27 protein-coding genes are annotated in these 23152 nt (G+C 50.0%); 14 read left to right on the top strand and 13 right to left on the bottom strand.

Annotated features, from left to right (window positions below):
* Window positions 1-44: 44 nt before the first annotated feature.
* From JXQ28_10925 to JXQ28_10905, 5 genes are all read right to left on the bottom strand, one after another.
* The gene (locus JXQ28_10925; protein MBN2278244.1) at window positions 45-911 is read right to left on the bottom strand and encodes a DMT family transporter; all 867 of its coding nucleotides are present in this window, start codon (window positions 909-911) and stop codon (window positions 45-47) included.
* 14 nt (window positions 912-925) lie between these two features.
* Window positions 926-2002 carry a DUF21 domain-containing protein gene (locus tag JXQ28_10920; protein MBN2278243.1) on the bottom strand — a complete coding sequence of 359 codons (1077 nt, stop codon included), beginning with the start codon at window positions 2000-2002 and terminating at the stop codon, window positions 926-928.
* Between the two features lie 34 nt (window positions 2003-2036).
* Entirely contained in the window at window positions 2037-3026 is a 990-nt protein-coding gene (locus JXQ28_10915; protein MBN2278242.1) for a peptidase M15A, read from the bottom strand.
* 21 nt (window positions 3027-3047) lie between these two features.
* On the bottom strand, window positions 3048-4739 hold the full coding sequence (locus JXQ28_10910) for a L,D-transpeptidase family protein (GenBank protein ID MBN2278241.1): 1692 nt from the start codon (window positions 4737-4739) through the stop codon (window positions 3048-3050).
* 94 nt (window positions 4740-4833) lie between these two features.
* Window positions 4834-5709, bottom strand: a complete 876-nt coding sequence (locus JXQ28_10905) for a DMT family transporter (protein ID MBN2278240.1) — start codon at window positions 5707-5709, stop codon at window positions 4834-4836.
* A 46-nt stretch (window positions 5710-5755) separates the two neighbouring features.
* On the opposite strand from JXQ28_10905, the gene JXQ28_10900 reads away from it, so the two are divergent.
* The 4 genes from JXQ28_10900 (at window position 5756) to JXQ28_10885 (ending at window position 8063) form a co-directional block, all read left to right on the top strand.
* Window positions 5756-6646 carry a DMT family transporter gene (locus JXQ28_10900; protein MBN2278239.1) on the top strand — a complete coding sequence of 297 codons (891 nt, stop codon included), beginning with the start codon at window positions 5756-5758 and terminating at the stop codon, window positions 6644-6646.
* An 11-nt stretch (window positions 6647-6657) separates the two neighbouring features.
* The gene (locus JXQ28_10895; GenBank protein MBN2278238.1) at window positions 6658-6876 is read left to right on the top strand and encodes a hypothetical protein; all 219 of its coding nucleotides are present in this window, start codon (window positions 6658-6660) and stop codon (window positions 6874-6876) included.
* 89 nt (window positions 6877-6965) lie between these two features.
* Complete coding sequence (locus JXQ28_10890; GenBank protein MBN2278237.1) at window positions 6966-7529, top strand: hypothetical protein; 564 nt, start codon at window positions 6966-6968, stop codon at window positions 7527-7529.
* Window positions 7530-7736: 207 nt separating this feature from the next.
* On the top strand, window positions 7737-8063 hold the full coding sequence (locus tag JXQ28_10885; protein MBN2278236.1) for a PEP-CTERM sorting domain-containing protein: 327 nt from the start codon (window positions 7737-7739) through the stop codon (window positions 8061-8063).
* 225 nt (window positions 8064-8288) lie between these two features.
* Here JXQ28_10885 and JXQ28_10880 read toward each other — a convergent pair whose 3' ends face one another.
* The 8 genes from JXQ28_10880 to motA all read right to left on the bottom strand — a co-directional run bounded on the left by JXQ28_10880 (window position 8289) and on the right by motA (window position 13942).
* Window positions 8289-8447: a hypothetical protein gene (locus tag JXQ28_10880; protein MBN2278235.1), complete on the bottom strand. Its 159-nt coding sequence runs from the start codon at window positions 8445-8447 to the stop codon at window positions 8289-8291.
* A gap of 53 nt (window positions 8448-8500) precedes the next feature.
* A complete protein-coding gene (locus JXQ28_10875) occupies window positions 8501-8755 on the bottom strand; it encodes a hypothetical protein (GenBank protein MBN2278234.1) in 255 nt (84 codons plus the stop codon).
* Between the two features lie 405 nt (window positions 8756-9160).
* The gene (gene ruvB / locus JXQ28_10870; protein ID MBN2278233.1) at window positions 9161-10189 is read right to left on the bottom strand and encodes a Holliday junction branch migration DNA helicase RuvB; all 1029 of its coding nucleotides are present in this window, start codon (window positions 10187-10189) and stop codon (window positions 9161-9163) included.
* Window positions 10189-10839: a hypothetical protein gene (locus JXQ28_10865; GenBank protein MBN2278232.1), complete on the bottom strand. Its 651-nt coding sequence runs from the start codon at window positions 10837-10839 to the stop codon at window positions 10189-10191. The genes ruvB and JXQ28_10865 overlap by 1 nt, the downstream gene beginning before the upstream one ends.
* A gap of 1 nt (window position 10840) precedes the next feature.
* A complete protein-coding gene (gene ruvC / locus JXQ28_10860; protein ID MBN2278231.1) occupies window positions 10841-11320 on the bottom strand; it encodes a crossover junction endodeoxyribonuclease RuvC in 480 nt (159 codons plus the stop codon).
* Window positions 11321-11347: 27 nt separating this feature from the next.
* Window positions 11348-12097, bottom strand: coding sequence for a YebC/PmpR family DNA-binding transcriptional regulator (locus tag JXQ28_10855; protein MBN2278230.1), 750 nt, complete (start codon window positions 12095-12097; stop codon window positions 11348-11350).
* 171 nt (window positions 12098-12268) lie between these two features.
* Window positions 12269-13075, bottom strand: coding sequence for an OmpA family protein (locus JXQ28_10850; protein MBN2278229.1), 807 nt, complete (start codon window positions 13073-13075; stop codon window positions 12269-12271).
* Between the two features lie 9 nt (window positions 13076-13084).
* Entirely contained in the window at window positions 13085-13942 is an 858-nt protein-coding gene (motA, locus tag JXQ28_10845) for a flagellar motor stator protein MotA (protein MBN2278228.1), read from the bottom strand.
* 137 nt (window positions 13943-14079) lie between these two features.
* Between motA and JXQ28_10840 the strand changes: the two genes are divergently transcribed.
* From JXQ28_10840 to JXQ28_10795, 10 genes are all read left to right on the top strand, one after another.
* Entirely contained in the window at window positions 14080-14421 is a 342-nt protein-coding gene (locus tag JXQ28_10840) for an HIT domain-containing protein (GenBank protein ID MBN2278227.1), read from the top strand.
* 115 nt (window positions 14422-14536) lie between these two features.
* Entirely contained in the window at window positions 14537-14731 is a 195-nt protein-coding gene (rpsU, locus tag JXQ28_10835) for a 30S ribosomal protein S21 (GenBank protein ID MBN2278226.1), read from the top strand.
* Window positions 14732-14736: 5 nt separating this feature from the next.
* Entirely contained in the window at window positions 14737-15192 is a 456-nt protein-coding gene (locus JXQ28_10830; GenBank protein MBN2278225.1) for a GatB/YqeY domain-containing protein, read from the top strand.
* Between the two features lie 38 nt (window positions 15193-15230).
* Complete coding sequence (locus JXQ28_10825; protein ID MBN2278224.1) at window positions 15231-15872, top strand: CvpA family protein; 642 nt, start codon at window positions 15231-15233, stop codon at window positions 15870-15872.
* A gap of 79 nt (window positions 15873-15951) precedes the next feature.
* Window positions 15952-18318 (top strand): endonuclease MutS2, encoded by a 2367-nt coding sequence (locus JXQ28_10820; GenBank protein MBN2278223.1) that lies wholly within the window; start codon window positions 15952-15954, stop codon window positions 18316-18318.
* Complete coding sequence (locus JXQ28_10815) at window positions 18318-20069, top strand: DNA primase (protein ID MBN2278222.1); 1752 nt, start codon at window positions 18318-18320, stop codon at window positions 20067-20069. Before JXQ28_10820 ends, JXQ28_10815 begins: the two co-directional genes overlap by 1 nt.
* A gap of 5 nt (window positions 20070-20074) precedes the next feature.
* The gene (recN, locus tag JXQ28_10810) at window positions 20075-21760 is read left to right on the top strand and encodes a DNA repair protein RecN (protein MBN2278221.1); all 1686 of its coding nucleotides are present in this window, start codon (window positions 20075-20077) and stop codon (window positions 21758-21760) included.
* A gap of 65 nt (window positions 21761-21825) precedes the next feature.
* On the top strand, window positions 21826-22383 hold the full coding sequence (locus JXQ28_10805; GenBank protein MBN2278220.1) for an RNA polymerase sigma factor: 558 nt from the start codon (window positions 21826-21828) through the stop codon (window positions 22381-22383).
* The gene (locus JXQ28_10800) at window positions 22370-22822 is read left to right on the top strand and encodes a zf-HC2 domain-containing protein (GenBank protein ID MBN2278219.1); all 453 of its coding nucleotides are present in this window, start codon (window positions 22370-22372) and stop codon (window positions 22820-22822) included. Before JXQ28_10805 ends, JXQ28_10800 begins: the two co-directional genes overlap by 14 nt.
* Complete coding sequence (locus tag JXQ28_10795) at window positions 22819-23142, top strand: YbjQ family protein (protein ID MBN2278218.1); 324 nt, start codon at window positions 22819-22821, stop codon at window positions 23140-23142. Before JXQ28_10800 ends, JXQ28_10795 begins: the two co-directional genes overlap by 4 nt.
* The last annotated feature ends 10 nt before the right edge of the window (window positions 23143-23152 follow it).

Here is a 23152-nt window from a genome sequence, read left to right as displayed (position 1 = left end):
TCCCTCCCGAGAATATCTTCCACAGCATCAATTAATTAGGCCGTTTACGGCCGTTTTTTCCGCTGTACCAGATAGACTCCAAACACTATTAAAGCCGCCCCCAGCGCCAAAAAGATGGATATTTTTTCTCCCAGAATCGACCCTGCCGCAACCGTCGTTACCACCGGTTCTATATACAAAAATACACCCACTTCCGTGGCGCCCTTGCGTGACAGTCCCTCCAACCAGAACCAATGAGCTATCCCGAGACAGAAAACACCAAGAAAAATTAAAACCAGAATTACCGATACGGGCAAACCTGTCAATTTCTCAAACGGAGTGAAAGCGATCAAATAGAGTGTCAAAAGTAACATCGGAATCAGAAGAATGCTCACCGAAAGTGAAAGCGGATTAATCACTCGTGAAATATTCCTGGTCAGAATCGTATAGGCCGACCAGGTAATACAACTCCCGAGAATAATCCAGTCACCGACGGATTCCAGCCAGTCCAGATTATTCAAATGCCCATCGGAGACCAGCAATAAAACTCCCAGGGTGGCTGTCAGGATTCCCGTGATTCTCTTCCACGTTAATCTTTCTTTCAGAAAGAAAAACGACAGGATAGCAATAAATACCGGGATGGTGGCAATCAGCCAGGCGGTATTGGTCGCTGAAGTATATATCAGGCCAATTGCCTGAATAACAAAATGCACTCCCAGCAGAAGCGACGCGGCAATAATAATCAACCCCTGGCGGCCGTCGAAGCTGATTTTCAAGCCCTTTCGCCGCATCACCAGATATAATACCGGGAATCCCAGAAGCAAACGCAGGGCGATTATTTCCGGCGGAGTAAGATAGTCAAGGGCGATCTTGGTCCCCACAAAGGACAACCCCCAGAATGTAACTGTCAGCAGTAAAAGCAGATTAGTCATAAGCCGCCGGACCTTTAAGTAGCGCGCTGATCCTCACCGGTCTGCCGCTGATGACCCGGACCGGGACTCCGACCACGGGTCACATCGCGGATTACAATCCCCCGGAGCAACCGTCCCAGAATGTCAGCCCCGGTTATTATGCGCCGGTCATCGCCCCAGAGCAAAATAATATCCTTATCGATTACATCATCTTCATAATCCTTCGGTTCGACTTTTAACCGCCAGACCACTTCTCCCAGCTCGGTGTCGGCCTGTCGGACAATAATAGGCCGATGGCAGTAATCATACGGGTTGCAGGTGGAACCGCCAAACAGGGCCGCCCTCAGAAAACCATCGGAGTCAAGAACCAAAAGCGGATCACCGCCGGGATCAGTCAAAATGACCCATTTTTTCCCCGAGGACTCAACCTGTTGCAAAAATATATCCTCCGGAGACCTGTCAAACTTAGGGAAAACCGGACGGTTGCCTTCCACGTGAAGACAGATAACGCTTTCCGTATCGATTGGTTCCCCTTCCTCCGAAATAGCCAGATCATCGAAAACCAGGAAATTAAGAGCCCCGATTCCCTCCAGTCGATCGACATCGGATTCATCAGAGTCGATATGCCTTTTGATCATTTCAAGGAGATGACGCTCGCGGAGAAAATGGACGCCCTCCGGACCCAGCCAGGAATCAAGAATCATCGAGGATGGCTTGGCCAGCGGGTACAGCAAAAAACGGTAAAATTTGAGCACCGGATAAAGCCTTGAGGCTATTCTCAGCGCGTGTCGCGAAAAATATGCTTGGGGCAGAATCTCGCCTATGAAGGTAATCACCACCGTTGAGAAAATGAACGCCCCCAATCCGGTCAGAATGGAATTGGACAGGATCGCCAGAAGGGTGTTGACCGCCACATTGCCCCAGAGGATGGTTGTCAGGGTAAGATTGGTATCACGACGCAGATTGAGAACCCTGCGGGCGGCCTCGTTGCCCGATTCCGATTCTATTTCGAGACGCAATCGGGTTATACTGAATACGGCCAGATTCAAACCCGAGAAAATACCTGATTGAATCAGGCACAGGATGATTGCCACCACCGTTATTAATTCCATGCTAGCCTCATCTCCGTGTCAATCAAAAACCATTTTAAAATCCCCAGCGGGCCGGCCAGCCCCGGACATCAACATGCACAAAGGGACCATGACTGGCGGTTTTTTTATATCGGGCCAGCCCGCCCCTCAAATACTCATAACCGGGTATTGCAAAAAGTTCATTGATGATGTCATATACTATGGCGGCATCTTTCCAATTGATTTTGCCGTCACGGTTAAGATCATCCATCATATTATCCTTCGGTCTTTCATCGATAAATATATCGGCCGCGCCGCCCCATTGATGCCGGCTGTATTTCACATTCCCGATCTGCCGATTATAATAAGGCGTTCGAAAACCGCTCAGGATCGAAAGAGTCCGGCAATAATAACCCTTTTCATTTATCTTCTCCAGGATAAGTTCCAGTTTGATCAGAAGTTTTTCCCGAAGAACCATATACCTCGGATAATCTCCACTCTGCTTGCAGATAAACTGCTTTAATGTAAAATGCGGGGTTAGACGGGTATTTTCGACCTCTCTGGTAACTTCAATAAATCCCTCCGGCGCTTTGTACGAAGGAAGATCCTTGTACCATTTTTTCGGGTACTTACCGATCCGGTACCCATTCTGATATTCTCCCTCCATCCTCGCCATGGAAACCATCACAAATACATTGAGAATTATTGAATCAACCGGCGCGGAACGGGAAATTATGATTTTATAAAGCCCGCTCGTTTCCGGGGCCCGCCATTTCAGACTGCGCCCGGCCTGCGATAATATCAAACCGCCTTCCGCCTTATAACTGAAGATGCCGGAAGTACCCCGGCTGATTACTTCAACATTCAATTCCTCCCGGGGCATTAAAAACCGACTCATTATGGTATAGGGTGAAACCACACCGTTGAATTTGATCGCAAACCCGGCTTTGCCCGGTGGAAAATTGGACTCCTGAGCGGCCAAATGAATCGGGAGAAGTAACAGTAATATCACTATGAAGGGAATCAGAAACGCCGTCAATGGCCGACATCTTCCATGTCCATCCATAAACATTCCGTAATTAAAAAATTACCCCTGGTCCGCCTCCGGTGGATGTTCGGTCAGGGCCTCCTCAAGGACCGCATCCCGGTTATAAATATCCTTTCGGAAATTGATGGTCCCGTCCGGCGAGGCCCAGGCCGTCCAGTAAAGAAGATGAATCGGAACCGGTTCGGGGACGCGAATTGTCTTTTCGACCTTCATATCGATAGCGGCCAGCAATTTTTCCCGGTTCCATTGCAGATCTCCCCGGAGAAGGTATTCCGCCAGTTCCATTGGTTTCTCGATCCGGATACACCCCGAGCTGAAACTCCAAATTGTTTTGGAGAACAGCTCACGGGCGGGGGTATCATGAAGATAAACATTAAATTTGTTGGGAAACATGAATTTTATTCTGCCCAGGGCATTCATTGGTCCCGGCTCCTGCCGAATCCAGTAATCGAAATTGTGCTTGTCGATCCCGGACCAATCCACCCGGCGGTAATCAATTTCCTGCCTGTCCGAGCCATGTCCCTGAAACAGCTTCATATTTTGCTGAGTCAGGTATTCCGGGTCTTTTTTAACCATCGGAAGAATATCACTGACGGCGATATTAAAAGGGACATTCCAGTACGGGTTGACCACCATATAAGTAATTTTGTCGCTGAATACCGGCGTCCGGCGATAGTCTTTCCCGACAATAACCCGCATGGGAAGAACCACACTATCGCTCTCATAAACATCGAGTTCATAATTGGCGATATTGATAATAATATGCCTTCGTCCCAGATCCTGGGGCAGCCATCGCCAGCGCTCCATATTGAGAATTATCTGCTCAATCCGTTTTTCCACCGGGATATTCAGTGTCACCAGGGTTTCCTTGCCGACCACGCCATCCGGCTCCAATCCATTTCTTCTCTGGAATTGAATGACCGCCTCCTTTAAACTCTCATCGAATAAATCGCCATCGCCCCGATTGCTGTCCTTGAGGTCACCCGAGGCCGCCAGACGGTGTCGTAACCGGTTGATTCTCTCTCCCCGGTCGCCCAGCTGCATTTTGGGGCCATCCGGAATATTCTCCCAGCCTCCGGCTACCGCCAGCATCCGGTATCCGGCCAATGCCCGGCGCATAGAATAATATCCCGCCTGAGGGGGTAGTAACGCTTTTAATGCCTCGCCTATTCTATTGCCCGCCAAGGCGCTATCAAGGGTGATTGCCAGATCGATCTCGCGAATATTGGCAAACCATTCCGGATCTATAGTCTGGGGATTCACCCGGCCTTTCAACAGATGTGAGCCGTAAGTCATAAAAGTATCCGTCAGAAGTAAATCCAGATCCGCCAGATAGCGAGGCAAAGAAACCGGAGATAACCGGCGGCCGCTCCTGATGTCCTCGATAATTTCCGTTATTTTTTTTAGATGATAATCGGACGAACGTAAACCTTCCCGGTCGGCCCGGTTTAGGACCTCGACCAGGGAATCGACCGCGGGCAGTGGCCCATTGTCATCGCTCCAGGCCGGAAAATAACTGCGCCGTTCATAGAAACCGGGCAACATCACCGATGCATAAATCAATTCCTCGGTCACCTCGATTTCGGGCGGTGTCCCGGCCGCTTCGATCCGGTCACGCAGATTCTCCCGGACTCTGTCCGAAAGAGCCCCATATAGCCCGCCATTGCCAAAGCAGTCGCTGACGGAAAAAACGCCGAATATAATAATACCGATAAATATCGTCCTTCGCATATTCAGTCTTGTCAGTGTTTTTATCGCGTCAAAATACATATATCAATGGTTACTACCCTTTAAATCTATTTAATCGGATTTTTTTGGACAGGGATTATAATTGGACCGGCTTCCCGGATCTGCCGAATCTTTCGGAAATATAGACCGCCGCCATAATCATGACCGCCCCGGAGATAATCCCTATGGTTATATCTTCCCGAAGAAGAACAACCGCACCAAGCATGGCGAATATCGGCTCGATGTACAAATAAATCCCGACTTCCGCGGCCGGTTTTTTCGCCAGCCCTTCCGACCAGGCCCAGAACGAAATAGCCAGACAACCGACACCCAGAAAAACCACCGAGATTATCCCATCAACCGGCATATCATAGACCAGGATCCCGCTGGAGATAAGACTGTACGGCACAATCACCGCCCCGGCCAGAGCAATCATCCAGAAAGTGGCTACCAAAGGATGGAGATGGCGGGTCAATTTTCGGGTGACTATGGTGTAAAAGGCCCATGTTACGCAACTGCCCAGGACAATCCAGTCGCCGGTCGAGGAGATCCAGTCGAGCGAACCCAGATCGCCCCCGGAAACCAGAAAAACCACTCCGGCCGTGGCCAAACCTATCCCGATTATCTGCATCCGGGAGATCGGTTCCCTGAGCAATATAAACGACAAAACAGCAATAAATATCGGGGCCGTGGTTAATATCCAGGCGGTATTGGTCGCGGTTGTGGTTATCATCCCGGTCGCCATTACCCAGAAATGAAGAAATAATATTGCCGCCGACAACAACAGGGTTTTAAACTGACCCTTCCATTTCAGCGAGAAACCTTTAAGCTTGATTATCACCAGCAGGGTGGCGGCCCCGAGAATAAAACGGGAGGCGATCAATTCCACCGGGGTAAGATAATTAAGTGAGTTTTTAATGGCGATATAGGAAAACCCCCAGAATAATACCGCCACAAGCAAATATATCGACATATTAACAGCGCCTACGTATATTGGGCGGAAAATATAAATTAATTTTATGGCAAAACAAGGAACTTTATATCTCTCTCTTTTTATTGCCACCTTCGCGGTTTCATGGGCCGCCATCCTGATCAAGCTGGCCGGCGCTGAAGCCCTTCCGACCGCCTTCTATCGTATGGCTTTTTCCTCGGTTCTGCTGGCCCTCCCCGCCCTCCCCGGAATCCGCCGGACCCTCGGTTCCCTGTCCCGTCGCCAATTAATCCTGCTGGTCATTTCCGGATTGGTCCTGGGACTCCATTTTACCGTTTGGGTGACCTCGCTGTTCTATACCACCATTTCCAATTCGACCATCCTCGTGGCCACCCAGCCGATCTGGGTGCTGATTCTCGAGGTTGTTTTCCTCCGGGAAAAAATCAAACCCCGGTCAATCATCGGTATGGCTGTGGCCATCGTCGGCATGATAATTATTTCCCGGGGCGATTTCAGTCTCGGCCGTGAATTCATTATCGGCGATCTGCTGGCTCTGGCCGGGGCTGTCTTTGCCGGATTGTACCTTTTCATCGGCCGTCAACTGCGGGCCAATATGTCCAATCTCGGTTACGTTTTCCCGGTCTATACCATCGCCGCGGTCACCCTGTTGATAATATCCCTCTTTTACAGGCTTAACCTGATTTCTTACCCGGCCCAAACCTGGTTTATCTTTTTGCTTCTGGCCCTGATTCCCACCCTGGTCGGCCATACCATGTATAACTGGCTGTTAAAATATGTCTCGGCCCATCTCGTGGCCACTACCATTCTCGGCGAACCGATCGGCGCCACCATCCTGGCCATTTTCTTTTTCGATCAGATTCCCGGCTGGTGGACCCTGATCGGCGGGATACTGATTCTTGCCGGTATCTTTATCGTCCTTAAACGAAAAAAAGAAACCCGGGTGATTATCCCGGAATAGGATTCGATTGCATGGTGCATTTTACGATCAGCGGTATTGAGACTTACTGGTGGCTTCCGGCCCTGGTCGCCTTCGGTATCTCGACTTTAACCTCGATGAGTGGTGTCTCCGGGGCCTTCCTGATACTGCCTTTCCGGGTCAGCATCCCCGGCCGTACTATCAAACTGATTCTGGCCGGATTTATGATTTTCATTGCCGTCGAAGACACCGGCGTCTTGTTCTATCGGTGACACCTCCTGTCACTATCCGTATTTATTATTGACATACTAATCCCGTCATGTTAAAATATTATATCTTTCTTGAATTCAGGAGGTGCGAATTGAATTTCAGAATTATTGGACAGGCTATTATTATGTCCATATTTCTTTTTGTATGGGCCGATTGTCTGGCCGGCACGCCGCCGAAAGATCCAAGCGTTTTCGGCATCAAGTTCGGCTATTACGGCAATGGTGATATCGTGATCGATAATTTTGATTATAACCCGGATGATGATGTTTGGGGCGGAATCTATCTTGACTATCCCATCCATAAAAAATTATATCTCGGCGCCGCTGTAGATATTATCCAGTTCGAGTACTGGGATGACAAATACTACATTCTGGACATCAGCCTGGTCACGAAATTCAGAATCAAAACCAATGACCCGGACCTTTTCCTCCATCCCGCCGTAGGGGTTGGCTATGCATGGGCGCAGGATATTCCAAATTATGGGGAATCGGATTATTTAACCTTCCAGTTTTTCATGGAGATGTTGTATAAACTTACCGCGAAGCAGGGTCTGGTTATAGATATGGGATACCTGTGGGGACCGAACGGTGGTAATGACAGACACGATATTACATTCGGTCCGATGTTTATCTTTCGCGGCGGCCTTGCATTCTAAATCTCTCGCCGCCGCATAACTCGCGTAAGTTATTGTGGTATTATGATATATCGAGACACCTCGGCTATTTTCTGCCGCTTTTTTAAATAGCCGATCGGGTTGTTTTTTAAACAATATTATTCTCCCTGAAACAATTATCCCTCTATCGGTGTTAAAATAACCGTATATAATTGAGGATATTTATTGTCCGCTTTTGAGGAGTTTTATATGAAAAGAAATGCCCGGAAACTGGTCCTGCTATTAGCCGTAATGATTCTCCCGATAGCCGGAATGACCCATCCGTTCAACGGTAACATCCCCGGCGGAGGACATCATAATCCCGGATCCAATCAGCAGGTTCCCCCTCCGGCATCATGGAACGATGCCCACCATGATCATGGAACCGATCAGTCCGGCGATGACCAAACCGGTTATCACGGTGACCATGACAGTACAGTCAAACCGGCAACGGTTCCCGAACCGATTACCCTGGTTCTTTTCGGTCTGGGTATGGCCGGTCTGGCAGTGACGCGTCGTCGCGATATACTCGGTTGATATTTCCTTACAACTTCCACTTCCTATTATTTCCTACCCTTTCCCCATTCCCTGCTCCCTCTCGTCATTCCTGACCCCCTTTTTTGTCATTCCCAGAAAAAGTCTGTCATTCCCGACCCGATCGGGAATCCATCTTAATCCCCTCTGACAGAGGGGTGGATCCGCCGGAGGCATCTATGCCGCAGGCGGAGACGGGGTGTGTCATCCAATCTGCTTGACACACCCCTACTTCAACAGCACCATCTTACTGGTATAACTTTCATCCCCGCTTTTCAACTGGTAAAAATACACTCCCGATGCCGCCGGCTGACCATTATCATTTGTACCATCCCAGAAAACATTATAACTGCCCGCCGGGAGTTCTTTCTTAATCAAGGTTCTCATTCTCATCCCGAGAATATTATAAATATCCAGCACTACATCCGATTGTCGTTAACCTAGCCCATCCAGCAGCAACCGCCTGAGGTTACCGAACGGGCCGCAAAATCATCGATCCCATCGCCGTTAAAATCCCCTTTCCCGGCAAATTCAGCACCCAAGTTACGCTGAGGATATGGGATATGTGCATTTTCAAGATAAATATCCGGAATCGAATCGGCTTCCGGGCCGCCAAGAAAAACACGCAATTCATAATAATAGAGGATATCATTGGAATAGCCGGTGATCAAATCAAAATAGCCATCATAGTTCAAATCGCACGAATTATCTGCGGAATTGGGTGGAACATAGCCTGAGGCTATATTGTCTACATTAACAATGACATCCAGTTGATTATCAAGGGCGGGGCCTCCGTAATATATCCCAAATGGATTATCTTATAGCCAAATACGCAATTGGAATCAGTATCCGGGATTACCATGAACTGGTTCAGGGAATCGATTCCGGCCTGCTCTGAAAATACCGCTCCTGTTATCCATTCGGCTCTGGAATAAGATCCAAAAAACACCAGAAAACATATCGCATAAAGCACTAATAATCGGCCCGATATTTCACTCATAACGGTAATCTCAATACTAATATACCATCTGATATTAATATAACATATTAGACTAAAATGTCAATTAACTAACGGACAGGCTGAACGGAGATAATTGAATTTATTCGAACAGGTTGGGTTGATCGGTCTTGTCTGTTTTCAGACCGAGATGCTTGACGGCCTCACGGGAAACCATCCGTCCCCGCCTGGTTCTCTGGAGATACCCGATTTTGAGCAGGTACGGCTCAACCACATCGACCAGCGTATCGACTTCCTCGTTGAGTGTTGCCCCCAGCGCCTCGATTCCGACCGGGCCGCCTTTATAGTACTCGACAATCACCCGAAGGAATTTGCGGTCAAGATTATCAAGCCCGATGCTGTCGATCCCCTCGGCATCGAGCGCCCGGCAGGCCAGCTCCGGGGTTATAATCCCGTCGCTCTTGACCGTCACGAAATCGCGCACCCTTCGGAGCAGACGGTTGGCCACCCGTGGTGTTCCGCGCGCCCGGCGGGCAATTTCCCCGGCCGATTCCGCATCGATCGTCACCTCGAGTAATCCCGCCGAACGGATTATTATTTCCCGGAGTTCCTCGGGCGGATAGAAATCGATATGATAGTACAACCCGAACCGGTCCCGGAGCGGCGGCGAAAGCAACCCGGCCCGCGTGGTCGCCCCGATCAGGGTGAACCGTTTGAGAGGAATATTGATAACTTTGGCGAAAGCTCCCTTGTCCACCACGAAATCGACCTTGAAATCCTCCATGGCCGGATAAATAAACTCCTCGATGGCCGGCGAGAGACGGTGAATCTCATCGATAAACAAGACATCGCCTTCCGACAGGTTGGTCAAAATCCCCATCAAATCACCGGTCCGGCTGAGTGATGGTCCCGAGGTGGCCACCAGGCGGCTCCCCATCTCGTTGGCGATAATATGTGCCAGGGTCGTTTTACCCAGGCCCGGCGGCCCGTAAAACAGGGTATGCTCGCAGGCCTCACCCCGTCTCCGGGCGGCCTCCACCGAAACCTTGAGTTTTTCCTTTAGTTTCTTCTGCCCGATGTACTCATCCAGCAGCTTCGGTCGAAGAGAAAGAATAAAAGATTCTTCCTCGGGAGAAATGATCTCCCCGGAAACTATCCGTTCGCGCGTCATTATTTGACCGCCTTGTGCGCCGCCGATTCCAGCGAGAATATAATCGAGATCAGTTTCTCGGTCGAATCGATTTTGGGATTGGCGGCCAGCGCCTTTTCGACCATTCGCGCCGCCTCGTTACGGTTGTACTGTAACTGGCTGAGAACTTCCACCGCCTCGTCGAAAATATCCGGTTGCTCCTTGCGCCCCGAGGTGAGCGGTTGCTCGGCCTTGGACAGCGCAAAACGGGCCATCTTCCCGTTAAGTTCGGCGATCACCTTCTCCGCCATCCGCCCCCCGATCCCCGGCAAACGGGTCAGCGTGGCGGCATCGCGGTTCTCGATAGCCGTGGCGATCGACCGGATCGGCAGGGTAAGCGATTTCAATCCCTTTTTGATCCCCAGTCCCGAAACCGTCGTAAAAAGCTGGAAAAATTCCTTGTCGACCGGTTTGGTGAATCCCACCAGCCGCGGATAATGGTTGCTCTTTTTGTCGCCCGCCTCGATATAGTACATCGTATGGAGCATGATCTCCCGCCCGGTATCGCGCGCTTCCTTGAGCTCGTTATACAGACCCGACGGGATCATCAATTCATAGTACAACCCGTTGATTTCGAGAGTAACATGATCCTCGGTCAAACGGCTGATTTTTCCATAAATCTGCGATATCATTTCATCTTCCCAGCAGAGCGTTATGATGACACAGGGCCGCCGCCAGGGCATCGGCGGTGTCGGCCGATTCCACCTCCCGCTCTAAACCCAGGGTGGAGCGGATCATTCTCTGCACCTGCATCTTGCTGGCCCGGCCGTTCCCGGTCAGTGACTTTTTTATTCGGGTCGAGGCGTACGATACCACCGGCAGTTTATTCCTTGCGGCCTGAAGAAAAACCACCCCCCTTGCATGACCCATGATAATAGCCGTTTTGGGGTGGGCATAATGGGAATAAAGCTCTTCGACCGCAATATAATCGGGCTGGAATTGCTTGATAATCTTACCTGTTTCCGCGAAAATTTCATCCAGTTTCGCTTCGAATTCAACATTGCGGCCGGTCTTTATCACCCCCGCTTCAAGCACCCGGGGCTTGGAGTCACAGGATTCAATAACACCGTATCCGGTAATATGCAAACCGGGGTCAATACCCAAAATAACCATCAATCCGCCAGCCGGCCGCCGGATGGCCTATCCCGCCAGTTTCTCCATGATACTGTCGGCAATATCGAAATTGGCATACACCGCCTGGACATCGTCATGCTCCTCAATTGCCTCGTACAGCTTGAGCATGGTTTCCGCCTGTTTCTCGTTGAGCTTGATAGTATTCTGGGGAATCATGGTGACTTCGGCGGATGCAACCGGTATCGATTTGGCCTCGATAGCGGCCCTTATCTGCTCCAGATCCATCGGCGGCGTGACTATTTCGTAAACCTCGCCCTGCTTGCTCATATCGGTGGCGCCGGCTTCGAGAACTATCTCCAGAAGGGTGTCTTCATCGACCACCGACGTGTTGACTTCAATGATACCGGTCTTGTCGAACATCCAGGCCACACAGCCGTTTTCACCGAGATTGCCATTGAACCTTGAGAACAGGTGCCTTATCTCCGCCACCGTTCGATTTCTGTTGTCGGTCAGGCAACTGATAAAAACCGCCACCCCGGCCGTGCCATATCCTTCATAAGTAACTTCTTCGTAATTAACCCCGGGCAGTTCCCCGGTGCCCTTCTGGACGGCCTTCTTGATATTGTCGGCCGGCATATTGGCCGCCTTGGCTGTCCCGATAGCGGTTCTCAGCCGGGGATTGGCATCGGGATCGCCGCCCCCCTGCCGTGCCGCCACGGTTATTTCTTTAATCAACTTGGTAAACATCCGACCGCGTTCGGCATCGGCTTTACCTTTTTTACGCTTTATGGTCGCCCATTTTGAATGGCCGGACATATTATCCTCCTGGTATATTTAAATACACGATTTTCAAATTCGTTTGTCGGTACTATCAATTAATGTTAATATTTTTGCATCACATAATCAAGAGGATAATGTCAAATGTGATTCCCCGCGGATTTATCGGGCATGATAACGAAACTAAGTTTGAAGGATCAGGAGAGATAATCAGTTCGCCGCATATCGGGCGGCCGCATCATCGTTGAGAACAATAATGGCAACCCGCCGGTTACGCGGGTCCAGGGGATCGGAGGCGATTTTGGGGATCCGGTCGGCATTACCGCGAATTTCGACAATCTGGTCACGCCTTAACCCGGACTCGTCCATCAGTTTGCGGGCGCTGTTGGCCCGGTCGGCCGAAAGTTCCCAGTTGGTATAATTGTTGGTGCCGTTATATGGTTTGCTGTCGGTATGTCCCTCGACTACAATATAATTGGGCAGTTGGCCGAGTTCCTGGGCAATGGCTTTCAAAAGAAGTGCCGCCTTATCCTTGAGCCGGGCGCTCCCCAGATCAAAAAAGTGGCTTTCTTTTTTATCCGATTCAATCAACTGAATCCGCAATCCTTCGGGAATCATTTCGATCTCAACGAAATCTTTAAGACTCTGCAATTCGGCGCTGTTCAAAATGGCTGATTGGATTCGCTCACCGGCATTTGACAGGGATTCCCGTTCCTGCTCCAGCCTGGTAGCCACGTTCGGTTTGCTGTTTTTAAAACTCTCGACCGGCGATTCACCGCCTTTAAGGATATTTTTACCCTGCCCCTTCATGAATCCGGCCGGATCCTGGAAATAGGCCTGAACCGCCTGTTTGACCGCATCGGACTGGGCCACCAGCCACATCACCAAAAAGAACGCCATCATGGCCGTGACAAAATCGGCATAGGCCACTTTCCAGGCACCGCCGTGATGCCCGCCATGGCCGCCCTTTTTCTTGACGACAATGACCGGTTGTTTTTTGGGTTCTTCTTCGCTCATGGATTTGCGTTATTTGGTTTTCGCGGCGCGGCAGGCTTCTTCCACCTCAACAAATTCCGGGCGAACCTCATTGGGCACAATCCGCCGCGCGAACTCGACCGCGATCGAAGCCGCAAAACCTTTATGGAAGGCCAGAAGTCCCTGCTTGAGACAGATATAATACTTGGCCTCGGTTTCACTCATATGACCGATATTCCGGGCTAGAGGTCCCACCACCCCGTAGGATAACAGAATACCCAGAAAAGTCCCGACCAGGGCCGCCCCGACTTTATGACCGATTTCCTCCGGCGGACCTCCGATGGCGCCCATGGTGATAACCACCCCTAGAACGGCCGCGACAATACCCAGACCGGGAAGGGAATCGGCCACCGTCGTCAGCTCGCTGGACGGTTTGATGTTTTCCTCATGATGAAGTTCCAGGTCCAGATCCAGCATAGCTTCCAGATCATGTTCCGGGATACCGCCCATGATGATCAGACGCATGGTGTCCGAGAGAAAATGCAGGGCGTGCTCATTTTTCAAAAATTTCGGGTACTTCGTCAGAACCGAGCTTTCCTGCGGACGTTCGATATGGGATTCCAGTCCGACCAAGCCGTCTTTTCGAGCCACATTGAATAACTCATACATCATCACCAGCAGATCGGTATAGTCTTTACTGGTGGGACCGGAACCGAAAATCCCCAATAACTGGGAGATCATTTTCTTCATCATTTTCACCGGCGTCGCCGTTAAAAGAGATCCCAGTGCGGCCCCGCCGATAATAAGGAATTCCGCCGGCTGAAAAAGGACCAGCAGATGGCCCTCCTCCATCATATACCCCGCGATTACTGAGCCCAGCACGACGATTAATCCGATGATTGCTAACATGACACCCCTAAGTTGCAAAATTGGCTGCTCATTTAATTATCGTCATTTTGGGCATTTTCTATAGAATTAAGGCCCAGCGACTTATTGCCGATTTAACTGTTGTCCGAATCTCAGTTATTGACTAAAATAAGGTTACTATGAAATGTCCGTTTTGTGAGATAATCGAAAAGAAAAAACCGGCCCGGGTCTTTTTCGAGGATGAGACGGTGATCGTCTTTGCTGATATCTTCCCCAAAGCCGAAATTCATCTTCTGGTTTGCCCCAGGATCCACTATGAAAGGCTGGCGGAATTACCTGAAAATCTACTTTTAAGGCTTCTGGATACCATAAAAACCATCGCCGCCCAGCTTGGTCTGGAAAATAACTTTCGTCTGGTATTAAATAATGGCGCGGCCGCCGGCCAGATTATCGAACATATCCATTTTCATTTCTTGTCCAATGCCGGGGGGGTAAAGCTTAAGTTTAAATCTTCGATCTAAAAGGAAGTATTTTAGAAATCTTCAAATATTATGTTGACATCATATGTAATTGTGTTATAATTGATTGCTATGGTATATTTTTCGCCGAAATGGCCCGAAAGGAGGGATGATATAGATGACGGGTGTTAGGGTTCGTGATGATGAATCATTCGAAAGAGCCCTGCGCCGCTTCAATAAGTTTTGTGAGAAAACCGGCATTCTCTCAGATATTAAGAAGCGTCAGCACTTCGAAAAACCGTCTGAACGACGGAAACGAAAGCTGAATGCGGCTCGCCGCAAAATGCGCAAGCTTCAAAAGACAGATGAGTAACCTCTATGTCGCTCTTGAAAAAAATTGACGACGATTTAATTAAAGCCCTGAAGGCCCGTGAGCAGGATAAAGTCACTCTCCTTCGGGGCTTAAAATCTGATATTAAGTATAAGAATATCGAAAAGGGTGAGGAACTGACCGACGATGATATCGTCGGGGTGTTATCGGCCGCGGCCAAAAGACGCAGGGACTCGATCGAGCAATTCCGCGCCGGCAACCGTATGGACCTGGTTGAAAAAGAATCGACCGAACTGGAACTCATCCGGCAATATCTCCCCCAGCAACTTTCCGAGGATAAACTCAGGGAAATAATCCGGGAATCTATCAGGATTACCGGTGCGGACTCCCCGGCCAAGATGGGTCTGGTCATGAAAGACCTGATGCCCAAAGTCAAGGGCCAGGCTGATGGCAAACTGGTCAATCAACTGGTGCGCGACCTGTTGTCCGGGGGCGGTAACTGACTCAAACAGAAATTTATTGGCCATAAAGGAGTGTGGCAATGAATTATGTTGATATAATCCTTCTGATTCTTCTGGTAGCGGCGGTCATTATCGGTTCTAAAAAAGGACTTGTCAGGGAACTGATGGCCCTGGTCGTCCTGACCGCGACCGTTATCGTCTCCATCAATTATATTGATATAATCGCTACCAAAGTCTATGAACAGCTGGGCGGCTCCCCGCTTTTGACGGCTATTCTGTCATTCATTATTCTGCTGGCTTTTGTATACGCCGTTTTCAAACTGCTCGGCATGCTTTTCTACAAATTCGCCAACCTGCAGAGGCTGGGGAAAAAAGATCAGCTCGGGGGGGCTTTTGTCGGTGCTTTGAGGGGCTGGATGATTCTGAGTTTCCTGACCTTTGTTGTATTTCTTATCCCCATGCCCGACCGCTTTTATACGGATTTCGACCAATCTTTCCTCGGACCGACCTTTGCCAAAACCCTCTCCTCCCTTTATGAGGGAAGCTCCACGCTTCACCCCAAAAATCCCAGTTTCATGGTTAAGGTGGAAAAAACCCTGTTGCAAAAACCGTCCGCTGATCTCTCCAGTACCGATCGGCAGGAACTCTCCAAATCGCGGGAACAGGTTTACCGGGTAATTTACCAGATGGACCGCTATTTCGGATCCCGGGAGTCGAATTAATCAAATAAGCTGTTTGATAAACGGGATAAATTCTTATATTTGAGCCGGTAATTTACCGGCTTTTTATTTATTATGTACCATGATACACGGTTTTGACAGACATACCCTGGACGTCCTGGAATATTTCAAAATCCTTTCCATCTTGAAAGGTCTCTGCCTGACGCCCTACGGAATCGACCTGATCGACCGCACCGGCCCGTCGGTCGATCCGGAATCGATCTGCGTCCGGCTCGATGAAGTCACCCAGATGAAAGATATCGTTCAATTCGGCGATGCCTTTCCCCTGGCCCGTCTTGAGGATGTTACCAAATTGATTGTTCAGTCCCGGACTCAGGGCATGCGTCTCGATCCCAAAGATATTCTGAAAATAAGGGAATTGATAGATATCTCCGCCGAACTGCATGATTATGCCCGCTCGGAACGGCAGAATTTCCCCCGCATTACTGAATATCTGACCGAGTTGCATCCCTTTCCGGAGATTAAATCAGAAATCGTTAAAACTATCGATTTCAACGGGGAAATCCTGGATGGTGCCTCGCAGAAATTAAAACAGCTTCGCCGCGATATCGGCGAAACCCGACGAAACTTGATCCATCGGCTCGAACATATCCTCCAGGAAAAAGCCAAATCCCCCGGGTGGCAGGATGATACCGTTATGCAGCGCGATGGGCGTTATGTCATCCCGGTTATCGCCGGGCAGTTTCATCACAATTCCGGCATCATCCACGACCGCTCCCAATCCGGGGCTACTCTTTTTGTCGAACCCAACGAAGTGGTCGAATCTAATAACCGGCTGGTTCATCTGATGCAGGATGAAAGGCTGGAAATCGACCGGATTTTAAAACATATCACTACCCTCATCGGTGAAGGCTCATATCGACTCCTGGCCAACTGCGAGTTGATCGGGATTCTCGATTACATCCATGCCGCCGCGGCTTTTTCCATCAAGACCGATGGCCGGCAGCCGCGGCTGATAACCGGCGGCAAACTCCATTTGATGCGGGCGCGGCATCCCCTTCTCTGGTACTATGCCGGTAATAAAAAGGAAATTGTCGCCAATGATTTTTTTCTCGATGATTCCCGCCAGGCATTGATTATCACCGGACCCAATACGGGGGGTAAGACGGTGGCTCTTAAGACGGTTGGACTGCTGGTCTTGCTGGCTCAGTCGGGCCTGCATATCCCGGCCGGCGTCGATTCCGAGATAGGCATCTTTAAAAGCGTTTTTGCCGATATCGGCGATGAACAATCGATCGAGTTATCGCTTTCCACCTTTTCCTCGCACATCCGGCAGATTATTTATGCCGTTTCCCATGCCGGTTCTGAAAGTCTGGTTCTGCTGGATGAAATCGGGGCCGGTACCGATCCCAAGGAGGGTGCCGCCCTGGCCGAGGCCATCATCCTCAAACTGATTGGCCGCGGAGCCAAATTGATTGTGACAACCCATTATTCCCAGTTGAAAACCCTGCCCATGATTCAGCCGGAAATAGAAAACGCTTCATACGAATTCGACCGGGCTTCCCTCCGCCCCACCTTCCGCCTTCAGGTCGGCATCCCGGGCGGATCCTATGCCGTTGAAATCGCCCGGCGCCTCGGCCTGCCCGAGGATATCGCCGGCCGCGCGGCCCAATTGCTTGGCAAAGGCGAGCGCTCCCTGACCACGCTGATAGAATCGCTGGAAAAGGAGTTGTCGATTCTCCGTCATGATAAAACCGCGCTGGAGCAGAAACTGACCAGCGCCTCCCGGCTCGAGGAGCAGTACAATACCCGGATAAATAACCTGGAAGTTGAAATCGACGAGATAAAGAAACGTCATCTCGGGGAACTGGAATCAACCCTCTACGAATCCCGGACAGAAATCGAGCGCCTGGTCAAACAGATCCGCGAGAGCAAGGCCTCGAGTGAATCGGTCAAACAGACTCATAAATTCCTGAAAGATCGCGCCGCTAAGATAGATCATCTTAAGCACAAATATATTCCCCGAAAAAGCCGCCCCGACCAATTGGAACCCGGCGATATGGTTTTGATAGATTCCCTCCGCAGAGAAGGTGAATTCGTCGGTCTCGCCGGTGATGACCGGGCTAAAGTAAGAATCGGAAATATCATGAGTACCGTGCCGGTGACAGAACTCAAAAAAATCACTGATTATAAAAAAGACTCCGGAGCGACCGGAGGCAGTGTCGGAGCCCGCGATCTCTCGGCCCCCGGTCCGGAAATTCATCTTATGGGCATGACGGTGGAGGAGGCCAAAGAGACGCTGGACAAATTTCTCGATTCGGCGGTCCTGACCGGTTTGACTCAGATTTATGTCGTTCACGGCAAAGGGACCGGCGCCCTGCGTAAAAACCTGGGCGCTTTCTTAAAACAACATCCGGCCGTAAAAGAATTCCGTCTGGGCGATTGGAATGAGGGCGGCGCCGGGGTAACGATTGTGAAGCTGAAATAATGGCCGGTATTATTCCACAGGATATAATCGAACAGGTTCGCCAGTCAAGCGATATCGTGGATGTTTTAAGTCAGTACATCCGGCTAAAAAAACGCGGCCTGAATTATCTGGCCCTCTGTCCTTTTCATGATGAGAAAACGGCCTCATTCTCGGTCTCACCCCACAAACAAATTTACCATTGTTTCGGATGCGGCAAAGGCGGTAATGTTTTCACTTTCCTCATGGAACATGAAAATATGACCTTTGTCGAAGCGGTGCGCCATCTGGCCGCCCGCGCCGGAATTACCATCCCGGAGAAAAAAGTCAGCAGTGCCTATAAAGAAGAGCTGGAGCGGTTGCACTATGCTCACCAGGTGGCCCTTGATTATTTCCGCAAGACCATGCGAATCGAGCGCTACCGGCATCAGATTTCCCGGTACCTCAAAGAAACCCGCAAACTAACCGGCCAGTCGATCGAATTCTTTCAAATCGGCCTGGCCGGCGAAGAATGGGACGGTTTTCTCAACTATGCCCTGAAAAAAGAACTGTTCCCCAAAGAACTGGTCAAAGCAGGACTGGTCAGCTATTCGGAAAAAAACGATAAATACTACGACCGTTTTCGCCAGCGCCTGATGATCCCGATCTTCAATTTGAGCGATAAACCGATCGCCTTCGGCGGACGAACCCTGAGAAAAGGCGAACCGGCCAAATATGTCAACTCCCCCGAAACAATTTTATATTCCAAAAGTAATGTCCTCTATGGTTTAAATTTCGCCCGCCAGTCTATCCGGGAGAAAAACGAGGTTATTATTGTCGAGGGATATTTCGATTTGATTTCGCTTCATCAGGCCGGGATTAAAAATGTGGTGGCCTCATCGGGAACCGCCTTCACCGCGGCCCAGGCACGCCTTCTGGCTCGCTTCGCAGAAATGGCCTGCCTCTTTTTCGACGCCGATTCGGCCGGACAGACCGCCGCCGTGCGATCGGTTGATGTTCTCTATGATGCCGGGATGGAGGTCAAAGTGATGGTCCCCCCGGAGGGCGAGGATCCTGATTCCGTCGCCGTCAAAAGCGGCGCCGATGGTATTGAGAAAATCCGGGAACAGGCTCTTCCCTACCTGGAATTCCGAACCCGGGATATCGATTTGAAAAAACAGGGGATTATCGGAAAGGAAAAACTAATCAAGGAACTGGCCGAACTGGCCGGACGCCTCAGCGATCGAACCCGCCGCGATATTTTTATAACCGAAGCCGCTTCTATTCTCCGGGTTGATCCCGGTAGCTTTTTTAATCTGCTCGCTCCCGCTCTCAAACAGGAACGGCCGACGACTCAAATCAGGGAACCGCGCAAGGTCAATGATTTTGAACGTGATCTCCTCTCACTCATTATTAATTTCCCTGATTTCATTGATACCGTCCGGGGTAAATTGTCCTCTGATGATTTCCAGATGACTGAACTGGGACGTTTATATGCTCATATCCTGTCGGCTTACGAAACCGAAGGGGCGGTTACGGTTGATACTCTGGTGGATCTGCTCGAGGATAAATCCCTGATTTCCGATCTGACAGCACTGGCCAACCGCGACTGGAATCGCGACAACGCCCCAACCATGATTCGGGATTACTTAAATCAAATCCTTTATTTCCGGCGCGAGAGAATTATTGACCGCCTGAAAGCGGAACTCAAAGCGGCTGAAGATGACGGCGATAATGAAACCGCCCGGCGGCTGGCCGAGGAAATCGCCAACCTGATAAAAAGCCGCAAGAAATAGACATTATGTTAAAACATCTGGCCATAGAAAATTTCGCCCTGGTCGATCGTCTGGAAATCGATTTCAAACCGGGCCTGAATGTCCTGACTGGCGAAACCGGGGCCGGGAAATCAATCATTGTCGGCGCCATCGCCCAACTACTCGGCGAAAAAGCTGACAAGGACGATATTCGGTCGGGCACCAAACTGGCCGTAATCGAGGGTGAATTCGATCTCTCCGGTAACGATACCATCAAACGCATACTCGATAGCCTCCAAATTGAATACGAGGAGAGCATTATCATCCTGCGCCGGGAAATCCCCGAAAATCGGGCTTCCCGGAGCTTTATCAACGGCCGGATGGTCCCGCTGGTGCAGTTGCGCGAAATCACCGCCCATCTTGCCGAGTTATTTGGCCAGCATTCACATCAGCAATTACTCGATGAAAAAAACCACCTGTTATTTCTCGATCGCTATGCCGGACTGACCCACCCGATCGAAGCCCTTCAGGATGTATATCACGGATGGCAGGGCGTTAAACGGGATCTCGCCGGCCTTGAAGCCCGCCGCGACACCGAACGTAACGAACGGGAGTTATTGCTCTTCCAGAAAGAGGAAATTGAAAAGGCCCGTATCCGCGCCGGCGAAGAGGAGGAACTTCTGGCGGAACGCAAAATTCTCGATTCCTCCCAGGTGCTGGGTGAAAAATCGAATCTCATCTTGTCTCTTCTTGACGGTGATGATAGCACCGCCCTGTCAATATTGAATACCTGCCGCCGGGAACTGACCACCATGGCGGGGTTGGACAAATCACTTGAAAAAAAGGCCGAAATGCTCGATCAGGCTATTATCAATCTCGAGGAACTTCGATCCGAAATCGAAGCTTACTTATCTGATATCCCCGATGACCCCGAGCGGTTGGAGGCAATCAATCTCAGGCTCGACGAGATTTACCGCCTGAAGAAAAAATACGGCGGATCCGAGGAAGCCATACTGACCACCCTCACACGGATTAATGAACAATTGATGGTTAAAATCGATGTCGATGATCGTCTCCGAATCTTGGGTACGGAAGAAAAAGATCTGCGCCATAAATATTGCAGGCAAGCCGGTGAAATATCCGCCGAACGACGTAAAGCCGCGGCCGATCTGGCCGCAAGAGTCGGACAGGAACTGGAACTGGTCGGGATGGAAGCCGCCAGATTCGAGTTTGAATTTGATTATGAGTCCGACCCGGATGGAATCGAGTTCGAGAAAAGAAAACTGAAACCTGGACCGTTGGGATGGGAAACCGGTCGCTTTCTTATTTCCGCCAATCCCGGCGAGCCATTCAAGCCGTTGGCCCGGACGGCCTCAGGAGGGGAAATATCCCGAATCATGCTGGCTATTAAAGCCGCCGATAAAAAGTACTATAAGGAATTTCGCCCGTTGATGGTTTTCGATGAAATCGATGCCGGAATCGGAGGGCAAACCGCCAATCTGGTTGCCGGAAGACTCGCGGCCGCCGCCAGAGAGGCGCAACTGCTAGTTATCACTCATCTCCATCAGATTGCCGGGCTGGCTGATCATCATTTTGCCGTCGAAAAAACCGACAGCAAAGGAAGGTCCGGACGTAAGATTATATCTATCAGAGAGTTAAATAAGCCGGAACGCAGGAAGGAAATTGATCGGATGATCAGTCTCCCAAACGGTATCAACATTTCCATTGATTAATATTATTAAAATTGACCAAAAATCGGCATAAAATCGAATAAAACCAAATCAGCCGGGTATATCCTTTGAAGACTATCGAAATCGACGACAGCGGCCTGATGGCGGCCGTGCAGAAAGGCCAAAAGGCGGCCATGAAAAAACTGGTCGAAAGATATAAAAGAAAGGCTTACTACCTGGCCTTGGGAATGGTTGGTAATCGGGATGAGGCTTATGATATCTCGCAGGAGGCGTTTATACGAGTCTTCAAATCCGCCCGGCGGTTCGATCCGTCGCAGTCCTTTTTCCCCTGGTTTTATTCCATCATAGCCAACCTTTGCAAAGACACCCTTCAACGTCGGGAAAAACGTGAGTCAAAGGAGGTCGATATTGACGATACCACTTTTTTACTGGTGGAAGAGAGCAATCCGGAGACAAAGTTTATCAGACAGGAGGAGGCCATATGCTTGAGAAATGCCCTGATGAAGCTTGATTTCGAGGACAGGGAAATTTTGATGTTGAAACACTTTCGGGAGCTATCATACGATGAAATAGCCAAATTGCTTAAAATCCCGAAAGGAACGGTAATGTCGCGCCTGTATTATGCGCGAAAAAAACTGGCAAAGTTATGTGATGAATTTAAATGAAAAAAATTACAGGATTATGCTGTCCGGCTATATCGACGGCGAACTATCGCCCGAAGAGAGAACCGAGTTCGAAAAACATATGGCCGGATGCGAGGAATGCCGGAAGGAAATGAATACTTTTCTCCGGCTGAAAGAGGTGACGGGTGCTATGCGTTATGCCGATATTCCGGAACATGTCTGGGATCATTACTGGCGCAGTCTCTATCGCCGCCTGGAACTGGGACTGGGATGGATTCTCCTTTCCATCGGGGTTATAATCATCCTGGGCTTCGCCCTGTTTTGCCTGGTCAAAGGTTTCTTCATGGACCCGGCCCAACCGCTTATTTTAAAAATCGGTATCGGAGCCGGCGGTCTCGGAATGGTCGTACTGCTTGTTTCCGCAATTCGAGAGCGATTGTTTGCTTACACACGTGATCGTTACAGAGAGGTTCAAAGATGATCGTTGTCACGACAGATTTTATTCCCGGCAAGAAAATCATCAAACAGCTGGGACTGGTCAGGGGGAATTCGGTCAGGGTCCGCCATATCGGAAAAGATATTATGGCCAGCCTGCGTAATTTGATCGGCGGGGAAATCAGGGAGTACACCAAGATGCTGGCCGAGACCCGTGAACAGGCCATTGATCGCATGATCGAGGAAGCGGTCAAGGATGGCGCCAATGCTATCGTCAATGCCAGATTTTCGACATCGCAAATCATGAATCACGCCGCCGAACTTCTGGCCTACGGGACGGCCGTGATCGTGGAAGATGATAAATAAATCGGGAACC

The sequence above is a fragment of the Candidatus Zixiibacteriota bacterium genome (genome assembly GCA_016933955.1).
Lineage (GTDB): Bacteria > Zixibacteria > MSB-5A5 > GN15 > PGXB01 > JAFGTT01.
Note: the sequence above shows the minus strand (reverse complement) of the source record. Positions and strands in the feature narration are given on the sequence as shown.

Bases quoted from the DNA above. Each gene is read 5' to 3' on its own strand.
- JXQ28_10925 (MBN2278244.1), bottom strand. From the start codon at position 911: ATGACTAATCTGCTTTTACTGCTGACAGTTACATTCTGGGGGTTGTCC.
- JXQ28_10920 (MBN2278243.1), bottom strand. From the start codon at position 2,002: ATGGAATTAATAACGGTGGTGGCAATCATCCTGTGCCTGATTCAATCA.
- JXQ28_10915 (MBN2278242.1), bottom strand. From the start codon at position 3,026: ATGGATGGACATGGAAGATGTCGGCCATTGACGGCGTTTCTGATTCCC.
- JXQ28_10910 (MBN2278241.1), bottom strand. From the start codon at position 4,739: ATGCGAAGGACGATATTTATCGGTATTATTATATTCGGCGTTTTTTCC.
- JXQ28_10905 (MBN2278240.1), bottom strand. From the start codon at position 5,709: ATGTCGATATATTTGCTTGTGGCGGTATTATTCTGGGGGTTTTCCTAT.
- JXQ28_10900 (MBN2278239.1), top strand. From the start codon at position 5,756: ATGGCAAAACAAGGAACTTTATATCTCTCTCTTTTTATTGCCACCTTC.
- JXQ28_10895 (MBN2278238.1), top strand. From the start codon at position 6,658: ATGGTGCATTTTACGATCAGCGGTATTGAGACTTACTGGTGGCTTCCG.
- JXQ28_10885 (MBN2278236.1), top strand. From the start codon at position 7,737: ATGAAAAGAAATGCCCGGAAACTGGTCCTGCTATTAGCCGTAATGATT.
- JXQ28_10880 (MBN2278235.1), bottom strand. From the start codon at position 8,447: ATGAGAACCTTGATTAAGAAAGAACTCCCGGCGGGCAGTTATAATGTT.
- ruvB (MBN2278233.1), bottom strand. From the start codon at position 10,189: ATGACGCGCGAACGGATAGTTTCCGGGGAGATCATTTCTCCCGAGGAA.
- JXQ28_10865 (MBN2278232.1), bottom strand. From the start codon at position 10,839: ATGATATCGCAGATTTATGGAAAAATCAGCCGTTTGACCGAGGATCAT.
- ruvC (MBN2278231.1), bottom strand. From the start codon at position 11,320: ATGGTTATTTTGGGTATTGACCCCGGTTTGCATATTACCGGATACGGT.
- JXQ28_10855 (MBN2278230.1), bottom strand. From the start codon at position 12,097: ATGTCCGGCCATTCAAAATGGGCGACCATAAAGCGTAAAAAAGGTAAA.
- JXQ28_10850 (MBN2278229.1), bottom strand. From the start codon at position 13,075: ATGAGCGAAGAAGAACCCAAAAAACAACCGGTCATTGTCGTCAAGAAA.
- motA (MBN2278228.1), bottom strand. From the start codon at position 13,942: ATGTTAGCAATCATCGGATTAATCGTCGTGCTGGGCTCAGTAATCGCG.
- JXQ28_10840 (MBN2278227.1), top strand. From the start codon at position 14,080: ATGAAATGTCCGTTTTGTGAGATAATCGAAAAGAAAAAACCGGCCCGG.
- rpsU (MBN2278226.1), top strand. From the start codon at position 14,537: ATGACGGGTGTTAGGGTTCGTGATGATGAATCATTCGAAAGAGCCCTG.
- JXQ28_10830 (MBN2278225.1), top strand. From the start codon at position 14,737: ATGTCGCTCTTGAAAAAAATTGACGACGATTTAATTAAAGCCCTGAAG.
- JXQ28_10825 (MBN2278224.1), top strand. From the start codon at position 15,231: ATGAATTATGTTGATATAATCCTTCTGATTCTTCTGGTAGCGGCGGTC.
- JXQ28_10820 (MBN2278223.1), top strand. From the start codon at position 15,952: ATGATACACGGTTTTGACAGACATACCCTGGACGTCCTGGAATATTTC.
- JXQ28_10815 (MBN2278222.1), top strand. From the start codon at position 18,318: ATGGCCGGTATTATTCCACAGGATATAATCGAACAGGTTCGCCAGTCA.
- recN (MBN2278221.1), top strand. From the start codon at position 20,075: ATGTTAAAACATCTGGCCATAGAAAATTTCGCCCTGGTCGATCGTCTG.
- JXQ28_10800 (MBN2278219.1), top strand. From the start codon at position 22,370: ATGAATTTAAATGAAAAAAATTACAGGATTATGCTGTCCGGCTATATC.
- JXQ28_10795 (MBN2278218.1), top strand. From the start codon at position 22,819: ATGATCGTTGTCACGACAGATTTTATTCCCGGCAAGAAAATCATCAAA.